At 41.6% G+C, this 24,559-nt stretch carries 24 protein-coding genes and 1 pseudogene; 12 read left to right on the top strand and 13 right to left on the bottom strand.

The genetic code is table 11. The annotated features are described in order from the left end of the window. Positions 1-8: 8 nt before the first annotated feature. Positions 9-728: a helix-turn-helix transcriptional regulator gene (locus L4C32_RS07655; protein WP_428196276.1), complete on the bottom strand. Its 720-nt coding sequence runs from the start codon at positions 726-728 to the stop codon at positions 9-11. A 146-nt stretch (positions 729-874) separates the two neighbouring features. On the opposite strand from L4C32_RS07655, the gene L4C32_RS07660 reads away from it, so the two are divergent. Beyond that, positions 875-1,819 carry an alpha/beta fold hydrolase gene (locus L4C32_RS07660; protein ID WP_428196277.1) on the top strand — a complete coding sequence of 315 codons (945 nt, stop codon included), beginning with the start codon at positions 875-877 and terminating at the stop codon, positions 1,817-1,819. Here the strand turns inward: L4C32_RS07660 and L4C32_RS07665 are convergent. Then, complete coding sequence (locus L4C32_RS07665) at positions 1,816-2,730, bottom strand: LysR family transcriptional regulator (RefSeq protein ID WP_428196278.1); 915 nt, start codon at positions 2,728-2,730, stop codon at positions 1,816-1,818. The two genes, L4C32_RS07660 and L4C32_RS07665, sit on opposite strands and share 4 nt — an antisense overlap. A 96-nt stretch (positions 2,731-2,826) precedes the next feature. On the opposite strand from L4C32_RS07665, the gene L4C32_RS07670 reads away from it, so the two are divergent. Continuing rightward, positions 2,827-3,621, top strand: coding sequence for a TSUP family transporter (locus L4C32_RS07670; RefSeq protein WP_428196279.1), 795 nt, complete (start codon positions 2,827-2,829; stop codon positions 3,619-3,621). Between the two features lie 87 nt (positions 3,622-3,708). Here L4C32_RS07670 and L4C32_RS07675 read toward each other — a convergent pair whose 3' ends face one another. From L4C32_RS07675 to L4C32_RS07690, 4 genes are all read right to left on the bottom strand, one after another. Continuing rightward, a complete protein-coding gene (locus L4C32_RS07675) occupies positions 3,709-4,686 on the bottom strand; it encodes an ABC transporter substrate-binding protein (protein WP_428196280.1) in 978 nt (325 codons plus the stop codon). 24 nt (positions 4,687-4,710) lie between these two features. Further along, the gene (locus L4C32_RS07680) at positions 4,711-5,658 is read right to left on the bottom strand and encodes a FecCD family ABC transporter permease (protein ID WP_428196281.1); all 948 of its coding nucleotides are present in this window, start codon (positions 5,656-5,658) and stop codon (positions 4,711-4,713) included. A 95-nt stretch (positions 5,659-5,753) separates the two neighbouring features. Then, entirely contained in the window at positions 5,754-6,782 is a 1,029-nt protein-coding gene (locus L4C32_RS07685; RefSeq protein ID WP_428196282.1) for a FecCD family ABC transporter permease, read from the bottom strand. Then, the gene (locus L4C32_RS07690; RefSeq protein WP_428196283.1) at positions 6,757-7,533 is read right to left on the bottom strand and encodes an ABC transporter ATP-binding protein; all 777 of its coding nucleotides are present in this window, start codon (positions 7,531-7,533) and stop codon (positions 6,757-6,759) included. The genes L4C32_RS07685 and L4C32_RS07690 overlap by 26 nt, the downstream gene beginning before the upstream one ends. 223 nt (positions 7,534-7,756) lie before the next feature. Between L4C32_RS07690 and L4C32_RS07695 the strand changes: the two genes are divergently transcribed. Together L4C32_RS07695 and tehB are read left to right on the top strand one after the other, a co-directional pair. Then, positions 7,757-8,143 carry a hypothetical protein gene (locus L4C32_RS07695; RefSeq protein ID WP_428196284.1) on the top strand — a complete coding sequence of 129 codons (387 nt, stop codon included), beginning with the start codon at positions 7,757-7,759 and terminating at the stop codon, positions 8,141-8,143. A 221-nt stretch (positions 8,144-8,364) separates the two neighbouring features. Next, positions 8,365-8,931, top strand: a complete 567-nt coding sequence (gene tehB, locus L4C32_RS07700; protein WP_428196285.1) for a tellurite resistance methyltransferase TehB — start codon at positions 8,365-8,367, stop codon at positions 8,929-8,931. Positions 8,932-9,202: 271 nt separating this feature from the next. On the opposite strand, the gene L4C32_RS07705 is transcribed toward tehB, so the two are convergent. Further along, positions 9,203-9,823, bottom strand: a complete 621-nt coding sequence (locus L4C32_RS07705; RefSeq protein ID WP_428196286.1) for a DNA-3-methyladenine glycosylase family protein — start codon at positions 9,821-9,823, stop codon at positions 9,203-9,205. A gap of 28 nt (positions 9,824-9,851) precedes the next feature. Then, entirely contained in the window at positions 9,852-10,775 is a 924-nt protein-coding gene (locus L4C32_RS07710) for a DMT family transporter (protein WP_428196287.1), read from the bottom strand. A 195-nt stretch (positions 10,776-10,970) separates the two neighbouring features. Between L4C32_RS07710 and L4C32_RS07715 the strand changes: the two genes are divergently transcribed. Beyond that, on the top strand, positions 10,971-12,029 hold the full coding sequence (locus tag L4C32_RS07715) for a bifunctional transcriptional activator/DNA repair enzyme AdaA (RefSeq protein WP_428196288.1): 1,059 nt from the start codon (positions 10,971-10,973) through the stop codon (positions 12,027-12,029). 320 nt (positions 12,030-12,349) lie between these two features. On the opposite strand, the gene L4C32_RS07720 is transcribed toward L4C32_RS07715, so the two are convergent. Further along, on the bottom strand, positions 12,350-13,492 hold the full coding sequence (locus tag L4C32_RS07720; RefSeq protein ID WP_428196289.1) for a GGDEF domain-containing protein: 1,143 nt from the start codon (positions 13,490-13,492) through the stop codon (positions 12,350-12,352). Positions 13,493-13,964: 472 nt separating this feature from the next. Between L4C32_RS07720 and L4C32_RS07725 the strand changes: the two genes are divergently transcribed. Together L4C32_RS07725 and L4C32_RS07730 are read left to right on the top strand one after the other, a co-directional pair. Further along, the gene (locus L4C32_RS07725) at positions 13,965-14,678 is read left to right on the top strand and encodes a helix-turn-helix domain-containing protein (RefSeq protein ID WP_428196290.1); all 714 of its coding nucleotides are present in this window, start codon (positions 13,965-13,967) and stop codon (positions 14,676-14,678) included. Between the two features lie 110 nt (positions 14,679-14,788). After that, entirely contained in the window at positions 14,789-15,685 is an 897-nt protein-coding gene (locus tag L4C32_RS07730) for a DMT family transporter (RefSeq protein WP_428196291.1), read from the top strand. A gap of 290 nt (positions 15,686-15,975) precedes the next feature. Here the strand turns inward: L4C32_RS07730 and L4C32_RS07735 are convergent, their stop codons facing one another. Together L4C32_RS07735 and L4C32_RS07740 are read right to left on the bottom strand one after the other, a co-directional pair. Beyond that, positions 15,976-16,344 carry a VOC family protein gene (locus L4C32_RS07735; RefSeq protein ID WP_428196292.1) on the bottom strand — a complete coding sequence of 123 codons (369 nt, stop codon included), beginning with the start codon at positions 16,342-16,344 and terminating at the stop codon, positions 15,976-15,978. 127 nt (positions 16,345-16,471) lie between these two features. Beyond that, complete coding sequence (locus L4C32_RS07740) at positions 16,472-17,284, bottom strand: DUF6597 domain-containing transcriptional factor (protein WP_428196293.1); 813 nt, start codon at positions 17,282-17,284, stop codon at positions 16,472-16,474. Between the two features lie 127 nt (positions 17,285-17,411). Between L4C32_RS07740 and L4C32_RS07745 the strand changes: the two are divergent. Beyond that, positions 17,412-17,615, top strand: a pseudogene (locus L4C32_RS07745) (DUF3313 domain-containing protein); the annotation flags it as partial. A 25-nt stretch (positions 17,616-17,640) separates the two neighbouring features. Here the strand turns inward: L4C32_RS07745 and L4C32_RS07750 are convergent. Both L4C32_RS07750 and L4C32_RS07755 read right to left on the bottom strand, forming a co-directional pair. Then, positions 17,641-18,348, bottom strand: a complete 708-nt coding sequence (locus tag L4C32_RS07750; protein WP_428196294.1) for an HNH endonuclease family protein — start codon at positions 18,346-18,348, stop codon at positions 17,641-17,643. 56 nt (positions 18,349-18,404) lie between these two features. Continuing rightward, positions 18,405-19,019 carry a LysE family translocator gene (locus tag L4C32_RS07755; RefSeq protein WP_428196295.1) on the bottom strand — a complete coding sequence of 205 codons (615 nt, stop codon included), beginning with the start codon at positions 19,017-19,019 and terminating at the stop codon, positions 18,405-18,407. A gap of 244 nt (positions 19,020-19,263) precedes the next feature. On the opposite strand from L4C32_RS07755, the gene L4C32_RS07760 reads away from it, so the two are divergent. The 4 genes from L4C32_RS07760 (at position 19,264) to L4C32_RS07775 (ending at position 24,546) form a co-directional block, all read left to right on the top strand. Then, a complete protein-coding gene (locus L4C32_RS07760; RefSeq protein WP_428196296.1) occupies positions 19,264-19,731 on the top strand; it encodes a NanQ anomerase/TabA/YiaL family protein in 468 nt (155 codons plus the stop codon). Between the two features lie 147 nt (positions 19,732-19,878). Beyond that, positions 19,879-20,319, top strand: a complete 441-nt coding sequence (locus L4C32_RS07765; protein ID WP_428196297.1) for a DUF2141 domain-containing protein — start codon at positions 19,879-19,881, stop codon at positions 20,317-20,319. A 48-nt stretch (positions 20,320-20,367) separates the two neighbouring features. After that, complete coding sequence (locus L4C32_RS07770) at positions 20,368-21,405, top strand: efflux RND transporter periplasmic adaptor subunit (protein ID WP_428196298.1); 1,038 nt, start codon at positions 20,368-20,370, stop codon at positions 21,403-21,405. Positions 21,406-21,417: 12 nt separating this feature from the next. Beyond that, entirely contained in the window at positions 21,418-24,546 is a 3,129-nt protein-coding gene (locus L4C32_RS07775) for an efflux RND transporter permease subunit (RefSeq protein WP_428196299.1), read from the top strand. Positions 24,547-24,559: the final 13 nt, after the last annotated feature.

A 24,559-nucleotide genomic window follows, 5' to 3' on the forward strand; every position in this document is an offset into this window, starting at 1 on the left:
GCGATGAATCAGCGCGCTAGGTTACGAACGGGAGAGACGTGATCGTCAAACGGAATATGTCTTCGCATAAAAGTCTTACCTTCGACAAATTCAGGGGCTCGGATCCGATCCATTCTAAAGTGACGAAAATCATTACGTTTCGGATCCCAAGCGACCAAATACCAGAGAGGCGGTAAAATAAGCATCGCTTGTGGCTCAACATATCTGTCAGTGACCACTCCTTTTGCGTCACAATATTCAAAGCGCAAGTAACGTTGTTGCAAAAAAGCAGTTTCGAAAGCGGACAGTAGCGAAGTGTCCATTTCTCTCATATCGGTGAGGTCTACTTGCGGTGCCAGTTTCCCGACATACAAACAGTCCAGCAGGCGGCGTAGATCATGTAACTTGTCTGATGGTAGCGCTTTTTCTATTTTAGCAAGCGCAATATCCGCATGCCCCGAAAATGGCATGCCTCCGATGGCATACACTGACGCTACGCTTATGAGCAGCGCAAACACTTCTGAAACCGACAGTCTCACCGTGGTTTGAACCGACCGGGGATCAAGTTGCAATCCCCCACCTCGTCCTGGTTCAGAATGAATCACAAAACCTTCATCACGCAGAGCATTGAGATCCCGTAACACTGTACGTCTGGACGCACCTACCTCTTGCGCTAAACCTGCAACTGTTAAGGTTCCGTTGCGGCGTAAGCAACGCACGATGGCATCTTGTCGTTGTCGAATAGTCATTTTTTCAGGTTACCTTTCAAAGGTGCCAATATTTGTCACCATTACGATATATAACTTACCCATCGGCGTCAGTAGAGAAAGTGCAAAGTTGTTATGTGCACCTGTAAATGCCACGTAGAGCATCTAAACCCTATAGGAGAAATACAATGTTTGATCCCACTCAGTTCCCTAAACCCACACTCATTCCCGTAAACGGTGTGACACTAGAAGTCTTCGAGGCCGGACAGAAAAATATTGGTAACCCCATCGTCCTCTGCCATGGTTGGCCAGAGCATGCCTTTTCTTGGCGCTATCAAATACCAGCCCTCGTAGAAGCGGGTTATCATGTTATCGTCCCAAATCAGCGAGGTTATGGCCATTCATCTAAGCCGTCGGAAGTCATCAAATATAACATTGAACATTTGTCGGGAGATCTCACCGCCCTGCTCGATCACTACGGATACGAAGACGCTACCTTCATCGGTCATGATTGGGGAGCGATGGTCATTTGGGGACTGACTTTATTGCATCCAAAGCGTGTTAACAAGGTAATCAACCTGAGTCTGCCCTACCAAGTGCGTGGGGACACACCTTGGATAGAGTTGATGGAGCAGATACTTGGCAGCGACAACTACTTTGTTCACTTTAATCGACAGCCAGGTGTTGCGGATACAGTATTAGAACAAAATACGTCCCAATTTCTCCGGAATCTATATAGGAAAAACGAGCCAGCCAAAGAAGCTGAACAAGGCATGGCGATGATCAACCTCGCTAACTCCAAAACACCAACTGGTGATCCATTAATGAGCGACGATGAACTGGACGTGTTTGTGTCCTCTTTCGAATCCTCAGGGTTTACTAGTAGCATAAATTGGTACCGAAACCTAGATAGAAACTGGCACATATTGGCGGACGTGAACCTCATTATCCACCAGCCTACTCTTATGATCTATGGCGAGCGGGACGTGATTCCTAAGTCGGAAAATCTGCCAGAGTTCGTCCCTAATGTCGATGTGATCAGTCTAGATTGTGGCCATTGGATACAACAAGAGAAACCAGAAGAGACCAATCAAGCCATTATAAATTGGTTAAAGCAACAGACTGTTGTCTAGAATGCCTTCCCTAATCGCTCACCTAAACGTTGCTGTAAATATTCAAGAAACGCGGTGACTTTTCGTGAGCGATTGAAGCGCTCTGATGACATAAGAGCAACGATATCTGCCGTCGCTAACTGATAATTAGGCAGCAGTTGCACTAATGCTCCACTTTCAAGCTCCTGTTTAACATCCCACTCAGATCGTTGAATGATCCCCTGTCCGGTAACACACCAATCCTTGGTTACTTGACTCACGTTACTTGATAGCGGGGGTGAGATCCTGACACTGATTAAATCGCCTGTTGCCGTCTCAGTGAATCGCCACATCGTCGCATCTTCGTCGTTCTCTCTAAGGGCAATACATCGGTGATGTTCTAAATCTAATGGGTTCTCTAATGGTAGTGCAGACTTGATGTACTCAGGCGAAGCCAATAAAAGCCTGCGATTCTTAGCCAACACCACTCTCTTAAGGGATGAGTCCTCTAAATGTCCGATGTAAAACATGATGTCTGGGCTTTTGTGTACTGACCATTTAGGAATATCCGATAAGCTGAGTTCAATTCGAGTTAAAGGATTCAGATTTTGAAATTCAGCAATGATGGGGCCAATGTGACGCTCTCCAAAACCAATCGGGGAGACTATTTTGAGATCGCCAGAAATGGCCATTCTATTGTCAGAAATATCTTGTTGTAGCCCTTCCAAATCCAATAACAGTAACTGTCCCTTTTGGGCCAATCTTTCCCCTTCACTCGTCAGTGATATTGAGCGTGCATTTCTCTCAACTAATTTAACGCCAAGTTTACTCTCAAGTAGTTGCAATCGCTGAGAAACACTTGGTGGGGTCACATTTAATTTCCTTGCCGCTGCGGCCAAAGAGCGACTCGCGGCAATGGTGACGAAAAAATGAATATCCTGAGATGACAGCATTAACTTCAACCTTAATTATAAAGTTAGGAGCAGTAAATTTAACTATACCCTTTAGGATGGTACAAATAGCAAAACGAAAATACAAGGGAATGCCATATGGAACATTTATTAAATCTGAACAGCAGTGATTCGGTCTACTTACTGCTCTTCACTATCGCGGTATTAGCTGGGGTAGTCGATGCCATTGCAGGCGGTGGCGGGCTAATTACTATCCCTAGTCTACTGCTCCTTGGATTACCACCTATGGTGGCCCTTGGTACTAACAGACTTCAAGCCGTGATCGGAGAGCTAACCACATCGCTAATGTTTATTTTCTCTAAACAACTTCCCACCAAAGGGATTGTCACTGGCATTTTTTTCACCTCAATAGGTGCATTAATTGGCTCTTTTGCGGTGAGTATTATTGATAAAGAGTCATTGGAGATATTGCTACCAATTATGATGGTTGCTATCACGGTCTATTCGATAACGTCTAATAAGCTCAAATCAACCACCACCAGCATCGCTAAGCTTTCAACACCCCGTTTCATGGTTTTGGCTGGATTGATTATTGGTTTTTACAATGGTTTTTTTGGTCCCGGCACAGGATCAATTTGGATGCTGGCATTTGTCATATTGCTCGGTTACACCATCAAGCAAGCCACAATGGCCACGAAACCGCTTAATCTTGTTGGGAACATCGCTTCGCTCATCCTTTTCATTGTATTAGGGCACGTTGATTACACGTTAGGTTTAATCATGGGAGCAGGGCAGATTATCGGCTCTATCATTGGCAGTAAGTTTGTCATTACCTATGGCACAAGACTGGTGCGACCGGTATTTATATCCGTAACGATGATGATGACGGCAAAACTGATCTACGAACACTTACCGGTTGAGTTGTTTGTGTAGGGATGAATGGGTCATACATGATCAACTCACTCGTCGAGGAGACCATGTATGCCATTGATATTAAAAATAAATCAACATTTAAATGAATTAAAAATTCTTAGCTCTATTTTCAATAATGCGTTGCTCTAAAGCATTTAACACGTAATCGACAGAGACGAAGGTAGGCGCATAGGCTTTTTCGCGATTCAAACGGATAAACTGATTGGTTTTATAGGCATTTAAAGCGCTCTGCCAGCCGGGAGCAACATCATCAAAAGCAATATCGATGGACTCAACTTTAGCACCCGATTCAGAAGAGTAGGTACTGAAGAACCAATCAGCATCTAATGATTGAATCAACTCAGAACTCACTTCATCACCAGCATCATCACGTTTAAAGTTATCTTTCAGAAATTGGGTTCGCGACAAGCCTAAATCAAATAAAACCTGAGTAATAATACCGGAATTTTGTCTAATTTTAATTTCTGCTTTGCCTTTACGTGGAACAGCATAAACAAATGTTTTTCCGGATAATTCTTCAGAGTATTTGTTTTTAAAATCATTAATTTTTTGTTGGTACTGAGCATAACGTTCTTCAAATATCGCCTCTTCACCTACCCAGGTTGCAACGTCACGATAAGCATCGAATATATTAGACGTATAACGTTTAATCAATACTGTCGGAGCAATAGCAGAAAGTTTATCGAACACTTTACTTTGATATTTTACCGTACCAATAATCAAATCAGGTTTAGACGCTTTAATTTGTTCAATATCACTTCCTTTATGGCCATAGTTAACATAGCCAGTATCAGCGAATTTAATGCCAAATACCTCTTCACCACCACGAATATACGGTTGGTTTTCAGGCAGCTTTATATAGGTTGATGTTCCCACTATCGGCGCCTGAAGATCCAGTAATATCGACGTTGCTGACATAACATGTAATGAAGCAATTCGTTTAGGGTGTTTCATTATTTCGACTTGATTGCCAGCATGGTCAGTCACTGTCATCGTTTCCTTAGCTACCGCTTGAAATGATAAGCCAATAAGTGTGTAGCTAATCAATCGTTTTATTAATTTCATGTTCTTCCTTAAAAATAAAAGGCTTTATTGCCTAACTAGAAAGCGCGTCATTAGAATAAAAAATAACGCGCCTATTAATGCGATAAAAACACCCGCATGAATCATTACTGGAGCGAACAGTGTTCGCCCTAGCGTATCAGCCCAGAGCGTCATAATGGCTCCCAACAACATACTGACCACTCCAAGCTCAGTGCCTCTATAGCCAATTATGTTTTTCGCTAAAAATGTCGCTATTAACCCAACAAAACCGATCGCTCCCACCAGAGCAATGACCGGGGCCATAGCGAAAACAGCTAAAATAATAATCAATAGGTAATACCTCTTTGCCGGTACCCCCAATGACATGGCTTGGTGATAGCCAAAATTAAGTGGATTAATGTGTCGGCCTAAGAGTAAAAATACGGTTGCCACTAAGGCTAACCAAACGATCAAAAATGCCGCGCTGAATACATCTAGATACAAAAAACTGCCAGACAAAAATGCCATCAAATAAGCCATATCCTCAACAGTGACTGAGGATAATAAAACATCACTAAGCGCCGAAAATACGGCTCCAAAAGCAATACCGACTAAAATGATAAAAGCGCCATTTACACTTTTATGTACAAACCAAAGCACCATCAATGCCGTAAGTATCACTCCCAAAAAGCTGGCGAAAATACTGGCAGTCACAGAGCTCTGTAAAAATAGAATATAAAGCACGATGACCGAAAGTGCGGCGCCATCAGAAAGGCCGAGCACGCCGGGATCGGCCAATGAATTTCGTGCTGCTATCTGCAATAAATAACCAGAGATAGCCATTAATGCCCCTGCTGCGATAGCGCCAATAACACGAGGTAAACGTAACTGGTAAATCGTCGTCGTTGCATCATTAGTGGAAGAATCCAATGTGATCACAGAGAACACATCTTGCCAATCAACGACCACCGAACCCAGTTTAAGACTGCAAATAAAGCTGGCAATTAGCACCATAAACAAAATGCACGAAGTCCAGAAGGTTCGCTTATTAATAGGCAACGAGATAGTTGAACCTATATTAAGAATCCTATTTGTCTTGTTGTAATTGTTCATACAGTTAGCTTTTTTCTGATCAAGAAATACAACAAAAACAAAAAGCAGATACTACCAATACTGGCACTGACACCGCCAACAAGTAGAACCTTTGGTGCAATCAATGTCCGTGAAATTAAATCAGCTAGAGTCAGTAATATCCCACCTATCAACATAGATAACCATGCCCCCTTCGCCCCCACTTCAGTGACAAATATTTTACTAATATGCGGGACAACTAAACCAATGAAACCAATGGGGCCAATCGTTGACACGACCAGTGACGCTAATAAAAAAATGCACGTTAAGGTCATCACTTTAGTGAACCTAACGTTGACCCCCGCGCTACGAGCTTGTTTTTCGCCCATAATTAACACATCCAGTGAGCGCCCCTGGCCAAGCAGTACCACCACTGCAAATAAAGCGATAGGAAGAATACGGAGTAAATCGTCAAAATCAGAAGGACTAATATCGCCGAGTAACCAATCTTGAATATCGGTAAACCGCAGTGGGTCCAGCTGCATTAAAAAGGTACTTAATGATGAAAACAACATAGAAACCAAGCTGCCTGCCAGTACAATGTGTAAGCTTTTGGAGATACTAGAACGGTTCATCACCTGACTCATAGCAAGGGTAAACACACCTGCGACACAAGCCCCGATAAAAGCGGGAATGAAAATATTCTCTTCTGCAATATTAAAGAAATAAATAGCACAGAGACTAAAGAATACCGCCCCACTACTCACCCCTAATGTCGAAGAAGAAACCAATGGGTTCTGTAGCAGTTTTTGCGCTTTAAACCCTGAGAGACCTAGCATTGCTCCACAACACATCGCAACCACAAAGCGTGGGAACCTCTGCTTCAAGATGATGTGATGTGTAAAATTCTGATTATCAAAATGAGTGGTTGCTTGATAAATATCTAACCAAGAGAGCGATTTTGCGCCAATACTGATGTGCGTTAGCCCAATCAACGAGATAACAAAGACGGTCAAGAACGCAATAAGTAACCTGTAAACGTTAGGTAATGAGGTGTGTTGGTACATGAACGCCCACCTTCTTACTACCCACTCTTAAGGTCGAGATTTCGAAAACCTGCTCCATCATTTTATCCGTGATCACTGACTGTGCGTCCCCCTGTGCATATACACCTTGCTCAGAAAGCACAATCACCTCATCCGCATATAAAGCCGCTTGGGTCATATCATGTAAAATGGCAATAACCGTTTTTCCTTGACGAGCCAGATCTCTTCCCATATCCAGTAATAAATATTGGTGCTTTAAATCTAAATGACTGGTTGGTTCATCAAGTAATACGATTTCTGTTTGTTGAGCTAATAACATCGCCATTCTAGCTCGTTGTTGTTGCCCCCCAGAGAGAGCAGACAAACGTTTATTAGACAGATCCGTTATTTCCATCTGTTGCATGGCACGATCAGTAATAACCTGATCTTGTTTGCTATAACGAGAAAGGAAGCTTTGATAACAATACCTCCCTTGCATAACCATATCTGCTACCGTCATATATTCCGGTAATGGCATCGATTGTGATAAAACCGAAATTGTACGTGCTTGTTCTTGATAGGAACATTGCATCAAATTTTTACCATTAACCGTAATCTCTCCACTATCTAGCGGTAAATGCCGCATGATTAAGTTGAATAGTGTACTTTTACCACAGCCATTCTTCCCAATAATTACGTAAAATATTCCTGGGTGAAACGTGAGAGAGACATTGTTAAGGATCGTCTGATGAGCTTGATAGGCAAAGCTCACATTATGTATGTTAAGTGTCATAGCCCATTAGCATAAACAAAAAACACATATTAAATGATAACGGTAATCATTTGCAACAGTACTAAGCATAAAAAGTAAGAACTCGTATTATTCTGAGGTTTTTTCTATATCAGATAATTTGATTTAGGTTATGTTTTAGGCAGTTATTCCACGTTTTACCAAGGTATCTCTTTACAACACACCCTCTTGCTAATGATAATGAATCTTATTACAGGAGGATTCTATGAATAATATTCACACGATTACATCAATTGGATTAACATCATTACAGCCAGATTACTCAGCAGACCCAGTACAAATGTGTAAAGACGTTATCTACACTTTAGAAGAAGAATTAAACAGAAACCCCAAATGTGTTGATTCATTAAGAGACTGGATAACGGGCTACCAGGCACTCTCAGGTGTTTACCTTCAGGAGGGGAAAATTGAATTGGCAAAGCAATGTCTGCTCATTCCGCATCGCTCTTTACTGCACATGGCTAAATATAATAGAGGAGATCATGAACAGCGACACATCGCCAAAGAGGCAATGAAACTTACCTTGTTACCATTACTTGAATTCACAAAAATATATCCTCTTTATGATTGCAGTATTCAGGAAATCCAATAGACATGACAGTATGTTAACGACCACATGGGCGTCTAATACTCTCGACACTTTTATTGGATTGATTAAGATCGAGTTATCGATGGCGAATAGCTTGACTAGCATTCTTGAGGAAGGGGTAACGCTTATTGGTTCAAAATGTGAACTCTGTCTTTATTAATTGATTAAGTAAAATCAATTAATAGTAAGATAATCGCCTCATTTCAAAGAATTAAGTGGTTACCATGAACGTTGATCTAAATAGCCGTTACGGCTTAAACCCGGCGCACAGTGAAGTGGTAGAAGCGTGTAAAATCATTGAACCGTGCGAAACGTTAGATATGGGATGCTCGAATGGACGCAATGCCGTATATCTCAGTCAGCTAGGATTTAACGTTACCGCCATCGATAATAACCCCAGTGCAATTGATACGCTACAAAGCATTGTTAATGAAGAGGCCATCAAGAACATTAAGCCTCATGTGTACGATATTAACAGTGCTAACCTTGGTAAAAATTATGGCTTTATCTCCTGCACTGTCACCTTAATGTTTACCAACCCTGCTCGTGTAGATGAGATCATTGCCGATATGCAGGAATGTACTCTGCCCGGTGGTTATAACTTGATTGTTTGTGCTATGAACACAGAAGAGCACCCATGCCCAGCTCCCTTCCCCTTTACGCTACAAGCTGGACAATTGCGTGATGCTTATAACGATTGGGAACTCATTAAGTACAATGAGAATGTTGGTACGATGCACAATGGTGCAAAACTACAGTTTGCGACCCTATTGGCGAAAAAGCTTGCGTAAAACAGATACGTATTAACCTATCTAGCGCGTTGATTATCGTACCAGCGCTCTTGTCCAATAACGAGCTAGGGGTTATTTTTCTATCTTACTTCTGCCCCATTGTGAGTTGACGCAATTACTCAGTGGCGGATCATGCCACTGAAATCACAGTAGTTTTTCTCATGGCTGACGGTTAAGGGGCCGCGCTCGGAATCTCCCAAAAGTTAGCAAAATCGCGCTTTCACCTTAGATTTATAACGTGCATATTTATGTAAATTGGTAATGTCATGATTTACTCCTGAATAGAGATACAATGGTGATAATAATGCCATAAAAATATTGCTCCGATGCTTCTCGAAGGAGCCCAATGCTCAACCATTTCACACGCTTGCTTTGGTGTTGGCCTGCTATTAAGCCCTTTCAATAGCTGTAATCCGACTAGTAACCCCAAGTCATCAGAAGGAAATACATCCATCCGTCCTAATGAAAAAATAAGGTATATTTCAGCACTCCAGCGACCAAGTCCTCTGAGATTAGTGATTGCTTTTATGGCCTCTTCATCTCCGAGCCTTTTCAGAACATCAATATCAAAGGTACCATCGAGAGCAGCTCTAGCTAAGCCTTGGGTATACTCAATCTTTCTAAAAGATAAGCCAGCTTCACGCAGGCTTTGACCTGAAATCTTCATGAATTGCTCGGGGGTAGCTCCTTCCATTAAGCAAAGGACACGTTCCATAATTACCGTCGCTACTTTTGTAGATAGCTGCTGACTGATAATCGTAAATAAGAAAGCCTCAAAACCACTAGAACGCATCCGAGCTTCTGGCATACCCAGTTCAATAAAAGCTTCTTTCATATCTGGGTCTACTTGAATAAGGTGTTGCATTCCTAGGTATAATGTCTTGTTTTTCATAATTATCCTCTTTGTAACGTGTCATTAGTTAAGCAAAGGCTGATTTCAGTCGGTGCCACAGGCGCCCATCAATAGCGGATAACCCGGAGACTATTAACGCCATTCCCAAGATATGAATAACTTCCAGCGATTCGTTCAGGAATAATGAGCCAAGCAGAGTCGCAGAGGCTGGTACAAGCAGTGTTACCAGCAACACGTTTGTCGCGCCTGCCAATTCAAGGATTTTGAAATAGAGAACATAAGCTATCGCCGTGGAAGCAACGGCAAGCCCTACAATCGCTATCCATGTGCTCATGTTTGTTTTGTTCGTATCGACAGCACCATCTACAAATAGCGTGATAGGAAGCAATATAAGTGTTGAGGTGGTGACCTGTCCTGCTGCGGTAACAACAGAATTAATGCCTAGTGATTTGAATCTGCGTCCGTATACGCCTGCAAATGCATAAGATACTGTAGCGGCAACAATAGCAAGCTGTGCTAACAAGCTGCCTTCGCCACCTAAAGCTGGTACCCCAATCATTACGACTACACCGACGAAACCGATAGCAACACCGAACAGTTTTAACGGAGTCGGTCGTTCATCAGGCAGAAAAACACTTGCCACAACTACGGTAAATATCGGCGTTGCAGCGTTCAGAATAGAGGCCAGACTTGATGCAATCTGAGTTTGTCCCCATACAATCAGAGCAAAAGGGATCACGTTGTTTAGCAATCCCATCCCTAAGAATTCCTTCCAGATTTTTAGACTTTTTGGCGGGCGTAACCCAAGTATCATGGCTATTCCCCATAGAGTAAACGCTGCAATACCAACTCTAAGTGTCACTATGGTTAATGGAGGAAGGTCATTGATCACTACGCCTACAAAGAAGAAAGATCCACCCCATAAGATGGATAGCAAAATGAGCATAGCCCATACTTTTGAGTTCATAGAGTGATTAATGCTAGATGTCATGGTCGTTATAATCCGTGTTATTCGTCTTTAAGTTCATATTAGCTATGACGACAACCTTAAAACATCCGAAAATTGCGCTACATTCAAATTGAAGGGTTAATAAACAGCCGTGAATTAACCCGCAAGAATCGGATGGTATCATCAAGCTTTCTGTGATGAGATATTGATGAATCCTGCTAAACAGTGAGCGTAGCTATGTCAAAGTTATCTGAAAATGAAATGAAAAATGTGATATCGCAGAGAGATGGGTCTTTTGATGGACAGTTTTACTATGGCGTCATCACCACTGGCGTATTCTGTTCGCCTTCCTGTTCAACCAAAGCGGCAAACCCAGAAAACTTGAGATTCTTTTTTGATATTGAATCCGCAATTCAAGCAGGGTTTCGTCCCTGTAAGCGTTGCAATCCAGCAGGACAGGATGAGCGTACACATCAGCTAATCGATGTGGCTCGCTATATAGAAACTCATGCCGAAGACAAACTGACGCTAACCCAGTTAGGCAATATTTCAGGGCTTTCACCTTCCCGGTTACAACGCAAATTTAAAGACATGTTTGGTGTGTCACCCAAACATTATCAGGATGCAGCGCGAATGCGAAAGTTTAAGCGTTCGTTAAAAGAGGGAAAGGGTGTAACTGATGCGATTTATTCGTCAGGTTATGGCTCAATAAGTCGAGTATATGGTGAAGCGACCAGAAATATAGGCATGACGCCAAAAGCATACAGAGCTGGCGGTAAAGGTGAAACTATCCATTATGCGTGTCGAGAGACGGCGCTTGGGTACATGATAATGGCTGCGACAGATAAGGGAGTATGCTCGGTACAGTTTGGTGATGACAAAGATTTTTTACTAACCCTATTATCTGATGAGTTTCCAGAGGCTCAGCTTGTACTTTCTGCGGCACAAGATACATCTGAGCTGGATAGCTGGATGTTGGCTTTAGATCAGCATATTAGTCAGGGCGCTCCCAGACCCAATGTGCCTATTGATATCAGAGGAACGGCATTCCAAATCAAAGTGTGGCAATTTCTGCTAAGCATCAAAGAAGGGGATGTGATGAGCTATGGTGAGGTTGCAGAGCATATTGATAGCCCGAAGGCGGTTCGCGCTGTAGGAACCGCTTGTGGCAAAAATCCAGTTGGAATTCTTATCCCCTGCCACCGAGTATTGCGTAGTGACGGTTCTTTAGGAGGTTATCGCTGGGGACTAGAGCGCAAAAGAACATTGTTGGATATGGAAAGAGCAAGGCGCTAATTCAATTGATCACTAGAATAAGTGAAATATTGAATACTCTCTGATAAATCCTGCATAAAACAAATCTAATAGTGTTGATGGAGAGTGGAAGGTTATGTCCAGTTCCGCGCATCTCAGCCACCGCAGAAATCGGTGAATGATTACGTTTTGAGATACCAAAAGTTATCCTAAGGGTAAATTCAGGCCGAAGCGTTCAACTCGGTTCTGCCCCAAGACCTGTTACGCAAGAATTTATTATCTAGTTTTAACCCAAGTTTTTCCTTACGAGTTGTTATCAATCGAAATCTAATATAGTGGCCAAAATGATTAAGCCACTACAGTCATCGTTGCGCAATGCAATCACGCCCTTTAGATTTAGCCTTATATAAAGCACTATCTGCTCTGTTAATTAATGAACTCCAATCATCATTAATTTGGATTTGAGTAAATCCGATACTAGCTGTATATCTACAAAAGGATAGCTCTTCACTAGAGCTATCCTTTGCGTGGGTCATGACTCTGTTCGCTATATGAATTGCTTGTTCTTTCTTAGTTCTCGGCAAAATGACAAGAAATTCGTCTCCACCGTAGCGAAAACAGAGATCATTTATGCGACATGTTTCTTTAAGAACGCGACTAAAATGTTTAATAACTTTATCGCCATAGTCATGACCATAGGTATCATTAATTGTTTTGAAATGATCTAAGTCGACTAAAAGTATAGATGTGTTGTTTTCTCGTCTTGTTTGAATAAACTGAGGTACGAGTTCTTTTAGGCCTCTTCGATTATAAAGGCCTGTTAGTTCATCAGTGATAGATGAACGATAAGTTTGTTTCAATAGCCGATCGGTTAACATCCAGAATACTGAAAATACTAGGCTAACAACCGTAATTGTTGTGACAACGAAAGACAATTTATGAATATCTGATGTCAGATGATAGTCAATTATAGTTCCTTCTATAAGAGTAGATAAAGTTCTAATCACCATATATAAAGCGTTTATGAATAATGTCAGATTTAGTAGAAACCTTGCTTTTTTATTGTCTAGCTTCGTCCCTGAACAGTTTGCATAGATGGCTAAGACACACACAGTTACAACTAAAACACTTCGCGTCTCAATTCTAGAGGTAACGGAAGGAGCAATAATTGTGTTATAGAAAAAGAAACCAATGGTAAAGACAGTAACAACAACTGATATCACTAGAAGATATTTATTTGCTTCTCGTAATATTGTTATACCTGTGAGCAGAAAACAAAAAGCAACGGTATATATGCAATTGGAAAAAAAGACTATATATATTGAAGATTGGGTAAAGCCCAATGAAAGCGGCGCAATGCTAATTCCTAACAACAGAGCAGCATAACCAATATGATTAAGGCCTAAAGCTGTCCCTGCGAACATATGTTTATGGGTTAGTAACATAGCACTAGCGACTGTGATTGTTAATAAGGTACTATAAACAGCTAAGGTATATACATCCATAAAGTCACCAACAACATATAGATCCAAATCTCTTAGAACCAGTATTGCGCATTTTTGGCTTTATAAGTTGATKTGCGATAATATTTGTATTAATTTTTATAAATTTTAAAATATTATGTGTAACACTGCTATGAATTACCTCCGTAGATACAATAAAACCAGAAATGCCACACCAATTATCAGTGATTAAAATCTAACTAGAGGTAGACCTTTATTGATATTATTCCTTATATTGTTAATAATTGTAGTGTCCGAATATGTCCAGAACCTTTCTTACTTGGCGGCATAACAGGAAAATGCTCCTTTCGGTGTTAACGGTGTAGTTGACTGACAGGATATGTGAGCTAGCTTTCCTTAAATTTTTAATCCTTTAATTCGATTTAAATGGATTAAAGCAACCTCTTCACATTTGATTTTTATAGCTAAGCTTTAACCGCTATAATACTATTCTCTATGGTCACTTGTTGGATTTATGAAAGCTAGTTTAAGTATCCGCACATATACCAAACGCATGAACCGTCATGTTCATGGGAACTATCATCAACTGGTGTTACCCACTCAAGGTAACATTTATATAGATATGGACGGGTTTGTCGGTAAAGTGGCGGCTGGAGATTGTATAGTTATTCCTCAAGGAGTTGCCCACGGGTTTAATGCGGATGAAGCTTCACGTTTTATCGTCTCAGATATGGAAGAGTTACCTTTTCACTTGCTTGACGACAATATTGTGGTTTTCTCCATGACACCACCTTTACTTAGCTTTATTCAATTTGTGGAGAATCAGCTCGAATTTCAGGTAAATCGTAAGTTAGAAACCTCGATCGTAGAGACCTTCTTCTTGCTACTGGAACAACAGGAGTTGTCTCGAACCGTTGACTCACGTATCCGAGGCGTACAATCATTGATCGCAGAACAACTAGAGCAATCATTAACAATCACTGTTTTAGCTAATGCCGCCTTCTTGAGTCCTACACAGTTTAAAAAACTATTTAAAGACAATTTAAGAATGAGCGTTCATAAATACATCACTTTTCAGCGCATGGAGAAGGCCAAAGCATTACTGACTCATACGGACCTCCCTATTCAACAGATTGCTGAACGAGTTGGTTATAGTGATCTTTCAGCTTTTAGTCGAAGATTTTCAAAACACTTCGGAGTTTCACCAAGAGAGTTTTCTCGAACTTAATTAAAATAGTCTAATCAAGCAACTATTCCGTCTTTTTAGCACAAAAATATCCTTTATTTTCCTTTATGCTTTCTACTTAATAAAAGCTATTAAACTAGGTAGAAAATACTATGTTGCTATATCGCTTCACCAGTTATCAATTGGGTATCATATCAATACTTTTGGCCGCTACCTTATGGGGGACAACGGGTACGGTAGCCAGTTTTTCGCCCAATATTAGTTCTTTGGCAATTGGTGCGTTCTCAATGGGGGTCGGAGGGATTTTTCAGGCATGTTTATCATTTAAGTCAGTCAGGAAAGATTTTGGAAAAATCATGTCTCATAAGAAGGAGTTAATAGTCAGTGTTATCGCCTTAGTTGCCTATCCATTAGCTTTTTATTCATCTATGAGATTGGTGGGAGTGGCAATAGGCACTGTTATATCTATCTCTACCGCTCCTTTCTTTTCAGTTTTGTTAGAGTGTCTATTTAGCAAAAACACAAAAATAACTAAACAGTGGTTGCTTAGTTTTGTAGTAGGCGTGACAGGAATAATGTTGTTGGTAACTTCTGAGTCTTCCTCAATCAACAGAATTGATCAAGATATGAGATTTTGGGGTATCTTACTTGGTTTTGTTGCAGGTATGACTTATGCGACATACTCATGGGGAGTGAAGGCTATGATTGACCGAGGTGTTCAATCACAAGCCGCAATGGGCAGCACTTTTGGTCTTGGTGCTATTTTGCTTCTCCCAACACTTTTTATTACAGGAGATAACCTGTTTGCTTCTTCGTCGAATGTAATGGTTATTGGCTATATGGCATTGATCCCTATGGGGGTAGGCTATATAGCTTATGGATTTGGATTAAGGTCTGTTACAGCAAGTAGTGCTAACTTACTCACTTTATTTGAGCCAGTTATTGCTGCCGTACTGGCAGTTGTGATTGTGGGAGAGTCTATCCCTTCGATTGGGTGGGCTGGAATTGTATTGATACTGCTCTGTTTGTTACTTCAAGCTAAAAACTAAATTATTCGATCGGTGCAGCTTTTACTGGGACATACAAACAGACGCACAGCTTGTCGTCCGATTTTCTAGTTAAGCTGCTCATGAATTCTGCAGGTATTGTAAAAGTTAGGGTGTTTAGATTCCAGTAAACACCTTTCGCCTACTCATTAGCATTTTTGTCTAATATCTTTTGAGCTTTTACATGACCTTGCTCAGCCGCTTTTCGAATCCATTTTTCTACTTGTGTTTCATCTTTAGGAAACTATGAACATCCCATCAACATGATCAGTCACCAGCAGTGTTCCGCCTTATCAATTTGGGGAATGTAACCCCATTCTGTTCCCTTCTGAATCAAGGAAAATGGCAAAAAATCCACTTTCGTCAACATGAGCTGTTTTAGGGATAATGATTTCACCGCGATTATTCACAACTTCATCAAGAATGACCTGAAGGTTTTCTCCCCCGTTTAGGTATATAGTGACGCCACTTGATGAAGGCTGGAAACCTTCTTCTTTTAAAATAACGCCAGTAACTGCCTGACCTTCATAAGGAAAAATGCCCATTTCCATACCCGGCATTTCCATTTGTTCTATATTGATACCCAGAATTGCCTGGTAGAATTCGATTGCTCTTGAAATATCTAATGCTGGAATTTCAAAAATTGAAATATAACTGTTCATACCTTCTCCACTTTGATTCATAGCTGAATAGCACTTTTACTTTACTCTCACATCTACTGATTGAAATGCTAAGGCAAGGATATGTGGTCAATGGAAAAAGGAATTGTAAAAATGCGACAGAGTAAATTCACTTATAGAAAATAGAAGAGAGAGTCATGTTTTCATTCCCTAGAAACTCTTTTGGGCTGACTCCGGTAAATTCTTTGAAATCTTTGATAAAGTGCGATTGATCGTAGTAGTCATTTTGATAAGCGATCTGGGTAAGGCTTTCCTCTTCGTTAAGCATCGCTTTTAAGGCATTTTGAAGCCGAATCAATTTGCCTAATTGTTTCGGACTGACGCCAATTTGTTTTACGAACATCCTCTCAAGTTGCCTTCTTTGGGATAAGTCTTCTTTAAGGATTTTGCTAATCGACGAACTTCCCTTTGTTGCGAGTAGAGTATCTATTGTTGCTTTGACAATATTATCAACCGTTGTCTGTTCATTGAGCTTATTCAGAAGAAATGACTCGATTATCTTTATTCTTTGTTTCGTATCTGCTGCGTGAATGATCTCTTGTTCCAGTTTTTTAGCCGTTTTTTCCTCGAACAACTGAGCTAAGGGCGTCTCGGTATTCGCCAATGCCTTGATAGGTACAGTTACAAAATTAGCAAAACCATAAGGGTAAAAACGGATGGAAAATGTGTCGACGTACCCCGTCGGCTCAATATAAAAAGGATCGATAGTATGACCCAGCACCATGGCTCTGGGCTGCATAATGAAGCTATCTTCAGAGGTATGTCTTTTTATATCGTCTCCAAGAATGAATGCCATTTCGATGGTGCCATCTGGAATGATTCGTTGTCTTTGATGGTCATCCGTTTTAGGGACTTCCAATGTCCAGTAGCAACTGATTAACGACTCTAGATCTGGGTGTGGCTGAAAGGTCTGATAATTCATAAGTGCTTTAATTCCCTATTTTATGCCGCCGTCAAGGAGGCGCCAGTAATGACACCAATCGACCATAATGAAGTACTCATCAACTTAGAACAAGTAGGCGTTAAGATTGAAGAGTTAATGGCTAGCACATACCAATGTTGGTAGTGCGGCTATCGGACTATTGGCGAGTGATGCTGCAACGAATCAGCCGATATTTGCAGCCATTGATAATGAAGGCGGGAACAAAGATTTTGCCACTATGATTGATTCACTTGATGATGCAAAAGATGCCATCAATTTTTGGGTAGACCGTTTGGGTGTGACCCTGCAAGAGTGGAAAAAGCCAGATTAAAAGAACCTTATTGAATGTAGCCCCCTCACCCACAATACCTATCCTTCATCTTATTAAATGCTTTCTCTTTCGAGGCACTGACGTCCAACCCATACGTTATCCTAATGCGCTCGAAACGAGCAATATATTGGCACTGATTTTTCGGCGGTAACCACTCATCCAACCCTTTTGCACCTTTCTGGCGGTTTAGCGAGGCTTCGACACTGAGTAGGTTTGCTGGATCATTAGCTATTTGTACCCTCTTCTCTTTTGGCCACTGATTAGCACCATGGTCCCAAGCCCATTTTAATGGCACGACATGGTCAATATCGATATCTGAGGCTTTATAGATCGTTTTTCCTGAATAGGGAGAGTTCCAGCGTCCCGATTTCACCATGCACTCTTTACCTGTTTTAAAGTGTACTGGCGCCAATGATTGCGAAATCAACGCTTCCATACGTGAATTTTGGCAATCTTTATCACTATCAGACCAGCCTGAACCAAACTGAGAGCGACTGTATTTATTCGCTGATTGGCTACTCGACGCTTTCATGTTTTTAGGCAAGCGCCCACCGGACTCTACACAGTGGGGAATTGAATCAAACGCGGTGTATTTTTGGGTTCGTTCATAAGAGCCAGAGGATTCATCGTGGCAAATACCACTGGACGACTTCTTAATTGGCAACGAAGCGTGTGAAAGCGTGCTAAAGATAAACAGAATCGATACAGGTAAAACAGCGGAAAATTTAATCATAATTTCAACTCATTAACTACTGAGAGCAGTAAAGGGACAGACACCTGATGTATGCGTTAGCTAAAACGTAAAAACATCATATAGAGTGAAATTAAGACAAATAAAATGCCGATAACATGATTAGTATGTCGCCCTTTCATGAAGGACATTTTTAGCTTGCTGGCCAACAGTGCTAATGAGGTTAAGTAGATAAAGCCAATGGCATTTAATATCAACCCAAGAGTGAGCGACTGCTGCAATTTGTCGATTGAGGTCGTGGCCGTAACAAACTGTGGTATCAACAGTAAAAAGAAGGTAATGGCTTTTGGATTGGATAGATTCGAAACCAACGCCGTAGTGATGATTTTAGAGTTCTGTATCTTGCACTCTCCCTCTTCCACACTCGGTTCAGTGAGAAAAATCTGCCAACCCATTCTCAATAGGTAGAGTGAGCTTAAGGTTTGAATCAACATGTTTACCGTTTCATTTAGGCTCAAAAACCCGGCAATAAGCAGTGCACTAATGACCGTTAACGTTACACCTGAAATGCCATTACCAATAGCGACCAACACTCCCGCTCGCCAGTTGATACTTTTGGTCATCGTAACGGTTAACAGGCTATCTACGCCAGGCATGATCACTAAAATGGACACTGCAGTAACATAGCTGATTAATAACTCAGGGGTAAACATCAAACGGACCTAATTGAGAAATAAAAGAAGAGCGCGCATATTACGCACAATATATGGCTATTAACAGAACCCAAATCAAATAAACGCTACAAAAAATCATTTTGGCGATAAAATACACTGAACGAGTGCGGTTATTTCGAGTATTAATCTAAGCGATTTCATAAAATGATGTTTACCGTCATACAATTAATAATTAATCCATAGTAATATCAGGGTAACTATCATCTCTATCGTCGAGGTTTCTGTGTTTAAAGGTAATTTAAATCAACTAGAACAATTTACTGGTGTGCATGCCAAAATCATTGAGTGTATTAAGCAGGTTAAAGAGTTACTGGATAACAATAGCCAGCATGGTACCTACCCACTGATTGACGATAAGGCTTTTTTCTTTGTGGTTGATGAGCATACTCAAGCATTAGAAGAGAGACGTTCTGAAATCCATCAGAGATACATTGATGTACAAATCGTATTGAAAGGTGAAGAGAAGTTTGGTTATTGCGAACAAACCTTCCTCTCCATCGAAGAAGATCAATTGGCAGAAAACGACGTCGCTTTTAGCGAAGATCTTGTCGATGAGAAATTTGAAGTATTGGGCGAAGGCGATTTCATTATTTTCCATACTAAGCAGCCTCACCGCCCACTCATTGCGGTTAATCAGCCAGCTCCTGTTAAAAAAGTAGTGATTAAAATCGATAAAAGCTTAATCGAATAACGACTCCATTTTACCTCACCACTGAGAGGCCCTCTCTCAGTGATTGATCTTTTGTAAGCGATTGTAAGCCCCTCCTGACATACCATTACTGTCTTCAGCAGTTACAACCAATATGCTAACTCCTTAATCACTATTAAGGATAATGACATGCATAATTCAATAAAATGGTTGGCAACGTGCCTACTGATCACCACATTACCTACTGCTGCGGATCCTCATTCATCAGCAGGATTATTAACCGTGCACATCAATGGCATTATTGAAAACAGTGGCAGCATCGAGCTACAACTGCTTAGTAATCAACAGCAGTATGATGAACAAAATCCTCCATATAGAGAGTGCAGCCAACCGGCGGACACGCAGAGTGCAATTTGTGTTTTCTCTGATGTTCCCCACGGTGATTACGCCATCTTTGTGTTCCACGATAAGAACTCGGACGGCGATCTGAACATGAACTATTTTGGTATACCCACTGAGCGACTTGGCCTTACTAATGTCAATTTAGAGACTAATGAGTACCCCAGCTTTGATGACAGTAAATTCTCATTTAACAGTCAGCATGCTCAAGTTTTTCTAAACTTACAATAGGTTAAGACGATGTATAGATTCTTCACCTCTCTCAGATTTAGACAATTTGTGGCATTTTTATTTAGCCTGTTTTTACTGGTTGTGGTGCTAGATACCTTAGAAGCACCATCTACTCGGTCAGAGTCAACACCAGTTCGAAGCCCTCTGCTTGAAACACCGGTCGTTGCGCTCGAAGCTGTTGACTCCCTACCTCGTATTGAGCGGTTAGGCACTGTTGAACCTATTAAACAGAACGAGATCACCACTCAGGTGTCGGGCCAAATAATTGCCATTTCAAAAACGTTTCAACGGGGACAGCTACTAAATAAAGGGGAGTGGTTAATCGCCATTGATCCACTTCCCTACCAATTAGCAGTTTCTGAAGCTCAAACAGGCCTATTAAATGCAGAAGTAGAACTAAAAAAAGCGATGATTAGACACCCGAATAAAGGGCTGATTGTAAAGCTCGCGCAATCCAATGTAGCGCTAAGCAAGGTAATGCTCACTAATGCCAAGAAAAATCTTATAAATACAAAAATCCGTCTACCCGTTGATGGTGAAGTGGTAGAGATCAAAGCCAATTTAGGTGAATACATTGAAGCTGGAACCAGTATTGCTAGTTTACTGCCATCCAAAGAAAAAACCGTTGTCGTCCCCATCAGTAATCAAGATCTCACCCGCATCAAATCACTAAAGATCAACAGTGAGGTGGCCATCACAGACCTTGAACACTCAACACAGTGGCGAGCAACTTTAGTAGGGGTAAGCCAACACTCAAGCAATATGCAACGACGTCTTTTCCTAAAGGTGAACGACAAGCAAGAGAATCTACCGATTTATGGCCAGAATCTCTACGCCCAGCTTCCCATTAAAGGGTGGGAGAAAACAGTGGCCCTACCTGCCAGTGCATTGACACTGAAAGGGGAGATTTGGTGGATAAATGACCAGGACAGACTTACGCGTTCCAAGCTTAATAACTATCTCTTGATCGACGAAAGCGTCTATTTCTCTTCATCGGAGAGCTTGGCCTCACGAGCGGTCTTATATCCATTCCAATCATTAGTATCAGGAATGCCGATTAAACCATTGGTCCACACTCAACAATAGAAGGTTTTCCACATGATTGCATGGTTTACTCGGCACGCTGTCGCCGCCAATTTACTCATGGTGATATTACTGATTGGGGGATACCTCTCTGCAAACACCATGCGCAAAGAGATCATTCCAAAACTCCCCGTCAGTACGGTAACCATTTCTGTCTCTTATGATGGCAGAACGGCCAAGCAGGTCGATAACGAAGTTGGGCAAAAAATTGAACAGGCATTGGAAGGGGTCGCGGGCATCGAGCATATCGAACTGACCTCTTCACAAGATCAACTCAGTGTGACTATTAGCAAGAAGCTCGACTACAACATCGATCGGTTAGTCAATGATATAAAAAACCGTGTAGACAATATTTACGATTGGCCAATGAATGCGGAAAAACCGCAAGTGCAGCGAGTTGAAGAAAGTTATTCGGCACTAATGGTTCAACTGTATGGCGATACTGATGACGAGACGCTGTTGGATGTGGGTCAACGAATCAAACAGTCGTTATTAGCCAATCCTGCTATTCATAAAATCGAGACGCACTCGGCCTCTAACTATCATATCTACATCAATATTGAACCGGATAAAATGAAGCAGTATCAGCTGACATTTTCCGACATTGCAGATGCTATTCGACAGCAATCGGTAAGAAGCAAAAGTGGTCTTTTGAAAACAGATAATGGCCAATTCTTGATCTATTCAGAGCAACACGCAAGGCAGCAGCGCGACTTTGAACAACTGGTGGTAAAAGCTCCTGAGAGTGGAGGTGCGATCTACCTCTCTGACATCGCAAGCATCCATGATGATTTTGTTGAACATGACTCAACAATGCACTTCAACGGCCAAGCCACCATCGGTTTCGAGATCAAAATGTCCGCTGAAAGCGATGTATTGGAGATAGCGAAACAGACAAAAAAAGTGGTGGCACAGCTAAGACAAACTCTGCCGGATAACCTACAGCTTATCACTTGGTTTGACGCCAGCACCTATGTACAAGATCGACTGAATTTATTACAAAACAGTGCGTTCCAAGGCTTTGTTTTGGTGATTCTACTGCTAGGGCTATTTTTACAAGTTCGCTTGGCATTTTGGGTCGCGATGGGGCTACCTGTGGCTATTGCTGGCACTTTCATCGTCTTAAGTCCGCTGGGCTTTGACTATACAATAAACGAAATTACCACTTTCGGTTTTATCCTGGTACTAGGTATTCTGGTTGATGATGCCGTTGTCGTGGGAGAAAGTATCTACGCCAACAAAGAGGAAGGGGGCGATCCGCTACAAGCGACCATTAATGGCGTACACAATGTCGCAATACCCACTATTTTTGGCGTGTTAACTACCGTCGCGGCGTTAGTGCCAATGACACAATTCCCTTCAGAAACTGGCCGCTTATTTGCGTCATTTGCCTGGGTGGTGATAGCCGCGTTACTGTTCTCTCTGATCGAGTCCAAATTTATATTACCTGCTCATCTGCGCCACTTAAAAACGCATAACCCGATCCGCCTCCATTCAGACAATAACGGTGAGCATAAACCAACACGTTTACACCAGTGCCGATACTACCTATCAAGGTTACGCCACTCGCCGAAAAAACTCTTACAGTGGTTTGCCATCCATCTATATCAGCCTACATTGAAGTTTGTCATTCGCTACCGCTATGCCTGGTTCATCTGTTTTCTTTCACTCAGTTTTGCGGTGTTAGGTGCTCTATACCAAGGTAAAATTCGCAGTACTTTTTTCCCTGATGTTCCTGGTAACTTTATCGTCTTAACGGTCCAACTTGAAGATAATGCGCCCCTCGTTTTAGTACAACAAGCGATGTCTCGTGTTGAACAACTCAAAGTCGATATCAATCAAAAATTTCGCCCTGCCATTACTAATCAAAATGATCTGATTGAAAAAGCCCTATCGATTCAGTATGAACAAGGATACATCCTCGTTTTTGCAGAACTGGTTAAAAAAGATCACCGACAAGGTGTGGACATAGAAGAGATTGCTAAACAGTGGCGCACCCCACTCTCTCATCTGGCAGGTATCGTCAGTGTCGAAGCCGAAATAACGGAAGAGGGAACGTCCTCAGGCACTCATGTCATTTTACAACACCCGGATGCCGATGCCCTCAATGACATTGTCGCTCAGTCTAAAGTGTGGCTCAAAGAGCGAGCAGGCGTCCGAAATATTAAAGACAGTGAGAATAGCACGACTCCTCAGTTCTCTTTCAAACTGAAACCCCATGCTCATTTATATGGAATTACACCGCAAATGTTAGCTAATCAGCTATCTGCGGCTTATGGCGGAATTGAAGTCGACCGTTTTAATCGAGGCGAGCATAGGGTCAAAGTGACTTTAACCTTACCCAGACCGAAGAGAGACTCCAGAAGCGACTTTGACAATATGGTGATTTTCAATGGCCGACTTGAGAGCTTTCCATTGACTGCTATTGCGGATGTCACCTTAGAATTGGTCAATAACAGTTTTACTCGATACGACGGAAAATTAAGCCGCCATTTGGAAATAGACATAGATAAAAATATCACCTCTCCTGAGTGGATATATCAGCAGTTACACACCCATTTCCAACTCCGGATTCGTAGCCAGTACCCAGAATTTACTCTGGTAAAAGCTGGCGAACTGGAAGAGACCTCAAAATCAAAAAAGGGGTTGCGTAATGCGTTTATCATCGCCTTTATCATTATTTATGTCTTGCTCGCTCTGCCACTAAAGCGCTATGCCCAGCCTCTGATCATTATGTCAGCCATCCCTTTTGGCATGGTCGGGGCACTCTTGGCTCATATTTGGTTAGATATCGCCGTTAGCATCTACTCCTTTTTGGCCGTATTAGCCCTTTCGGGAGTAGTCGTAAATGACAGCCTATTGATTGTTACCCGCTATAACGACATTCGGCCTCTAGTTAGCACACCAACTGAGGCTGTTATTGATGCGACCACCAGCCGATTCAGAGCAATTTTTCTCACCACAGTGACCACCTTTATTGGGTTATATCCATTGCTCAATGAGACCTCAGAACAAGCGCAGTATTTAATCCCAGCAGCCGCATCCATGGCATATGGCTTGCTGTTTGCCACCTTAATCACGCTCTTTCTCATTCCAGTATTGCTGTTGATATGTCGAGATATCAACGCATTTTTAACCGAATAACTAATAACACCAA

It is taken from the genome of Aliivibrio kagoshimensis (assembly GCF_050337105.1).
Taxonomy (GTDB): domain Bacteria; phylum Pseudomonadota; class Gammaproteobacteria; order Enterobacterales; family Vibrionaceae; genus Aliivibrio_A; species Aliivibrio_A kagoshimensis.

Excerpts from the sequence above, each read along its gene's own strand:
- L4C32_RS07655 (WP_428196276.1), bottom strand. The coding sequence starts at position 728 with ATGACTATTCGACAACGACAAGATGCCATCGTGCGTTGCTTACGCCGC.
- L4C32_RS07660 (WP_428196277.1), top strand. The coding sequence starts at position 875 with ATGTTTGATCCCACTCAGTTCCCTAAACCCACACTCATTCCCGTAAAC.
- L4C32_RS07665 (WP_428196278.1), bottom strand. The coding sequence starts at position 2,730 with ATGCTGTCATCTCAGGATATTCATTTTTTCGTCACCATTGCCGCGAGT.
- L4C32_RS07670 (WP_428196279.1), top strand. The coding sequence starts at position 2,827 with ATGGAACATTTATTAAATCTGAACAGCAGTGATTCGGTCTACTTACTG.
- L4C32_RS07675 (WP_428196280.1), bottom strand. The coding sequence starts at position 4,686 with ATGAAATTAATAAAACGATTGATTAGCTACACACTTATTGGCTTATCA.
- L4C32_RS07680 (WP_428196281.1), bottom strand. The coding sequence starts at position 5,658 with ATGGTGCTAATTGCCAGCTTTATTTGCAGTCTTAAACTGGGTTCGGTG.
- L4C32_RS07685 (WP_428196282.1), bottom strand. The coding sequence starts at position 6,782 with ATGTACCAACACACCTCATTACCTAACGTTTACAGGTTACTTATTGCG.
- L4C32_RS07690 (WP_428196283.1), bottom strand. The coding sequence starts at position 7,533 with ATGACACTTAACATACATAATGTGAGCTTTGCCTATCAAGCTCATCAG.
- L4C32_RS07695 (WP_428196284.1), top strand. The coding sequence starts at position 7,757 with ATGAATAATATTCACACGATTACATCAATTGGATTAACATCATTACAG.
- tehB (WP_428196285.1), top strand. The coding sequence starts at position 8,365 with ATGAACGTTGATCTAAATAGCCGTTACGGCTTAAACCCGGCGCACAGT.
- L4C32_RS07705 (WP_428196286.1), bottom strand. The coding sequence starts at position 9,823 with ATGAAAAACAAGACATTATACCTAGGAATGCAACACCTTATTCAAGTA.
- L4C32_RS07710 (WP_428196287.1), bottom strand. The coding sequence starts at position 10,775 with ATGACATCTAGCATTAATCACTCTATGAACTCAAAAGTATGGGCTATG.
- L4C32_RS07715 (WP_428196288.1), top strand. The coding sequence starts at position 10,971 with ATGTCAAAGTTATCTGAAAATGAAATGAAAAATGTGATATCGCAGAGA.
- L4C32_RS07720 (WP_428196289.1), bottom strand. The coding sequence starts at position 13,492 with ATGGATGTATATACCTTAGCTGTTTATAGTACCTTATTAACAATCACA.
- L4C32_RS07725 (WP_428196290.1), top strand. The coding sequence starts at position 13,965 with ATGAAAGCTAGTTTAAGTATCCGCACATATACCAAACGCATGAACCGT.
- L4C32_RS07730 (WP_428196291.1), top strand. The coding sequence starts at position 14,789 with ATGTTGCTATATCGCTTCACCAGTTATCAATTGGGTATCATATCAATA.
- L4C32_RS07735 (WP_428196292.1), bottom strand. The coding sequence starts at position 16,344 with ATGAACAGTTATATTTCAATTTTTGAAATTCCAGCATTAGATATTTCA.
- L4C32_RS07740 (WP_428196293.1), bottom strand. The coding sequence starts at position 17,284 with ATGAATTATCAGACCTTTCAGCCACACCCAGATCTAGAGTCGTTAATC.
- L4C32_RS07750 (WP_428196294.1), bottom strand. The coding sequence starts at position 18,348 with ATGATTAAATTTTCCGCTGTTTTACCTGTATCGATTCTGTTTATCTTT.
- L4C32_RS07755 (WP_428196295.1), bottom strand. The coding sequence starts at position 19,019 with ATGTTTACCCCTGAGTTATTAATCAGCTATGTTACTGCAGTGTCCATT.
- L4C32_RS07765 (WP_428196297.1), top strand. The coding sequence starts at position 19,879 with ATGCATAATTCAATAAAATGGTTGGCAACGTGCCTACTGATCACCACA.
- L4C32_RS07775 (WP_428196299.1), top strand. The coding sequence starts at position 21,418 with ATGATTGCATGGTTTACTCGGCACGCTGTCGCCGCCAATTTACTCATG.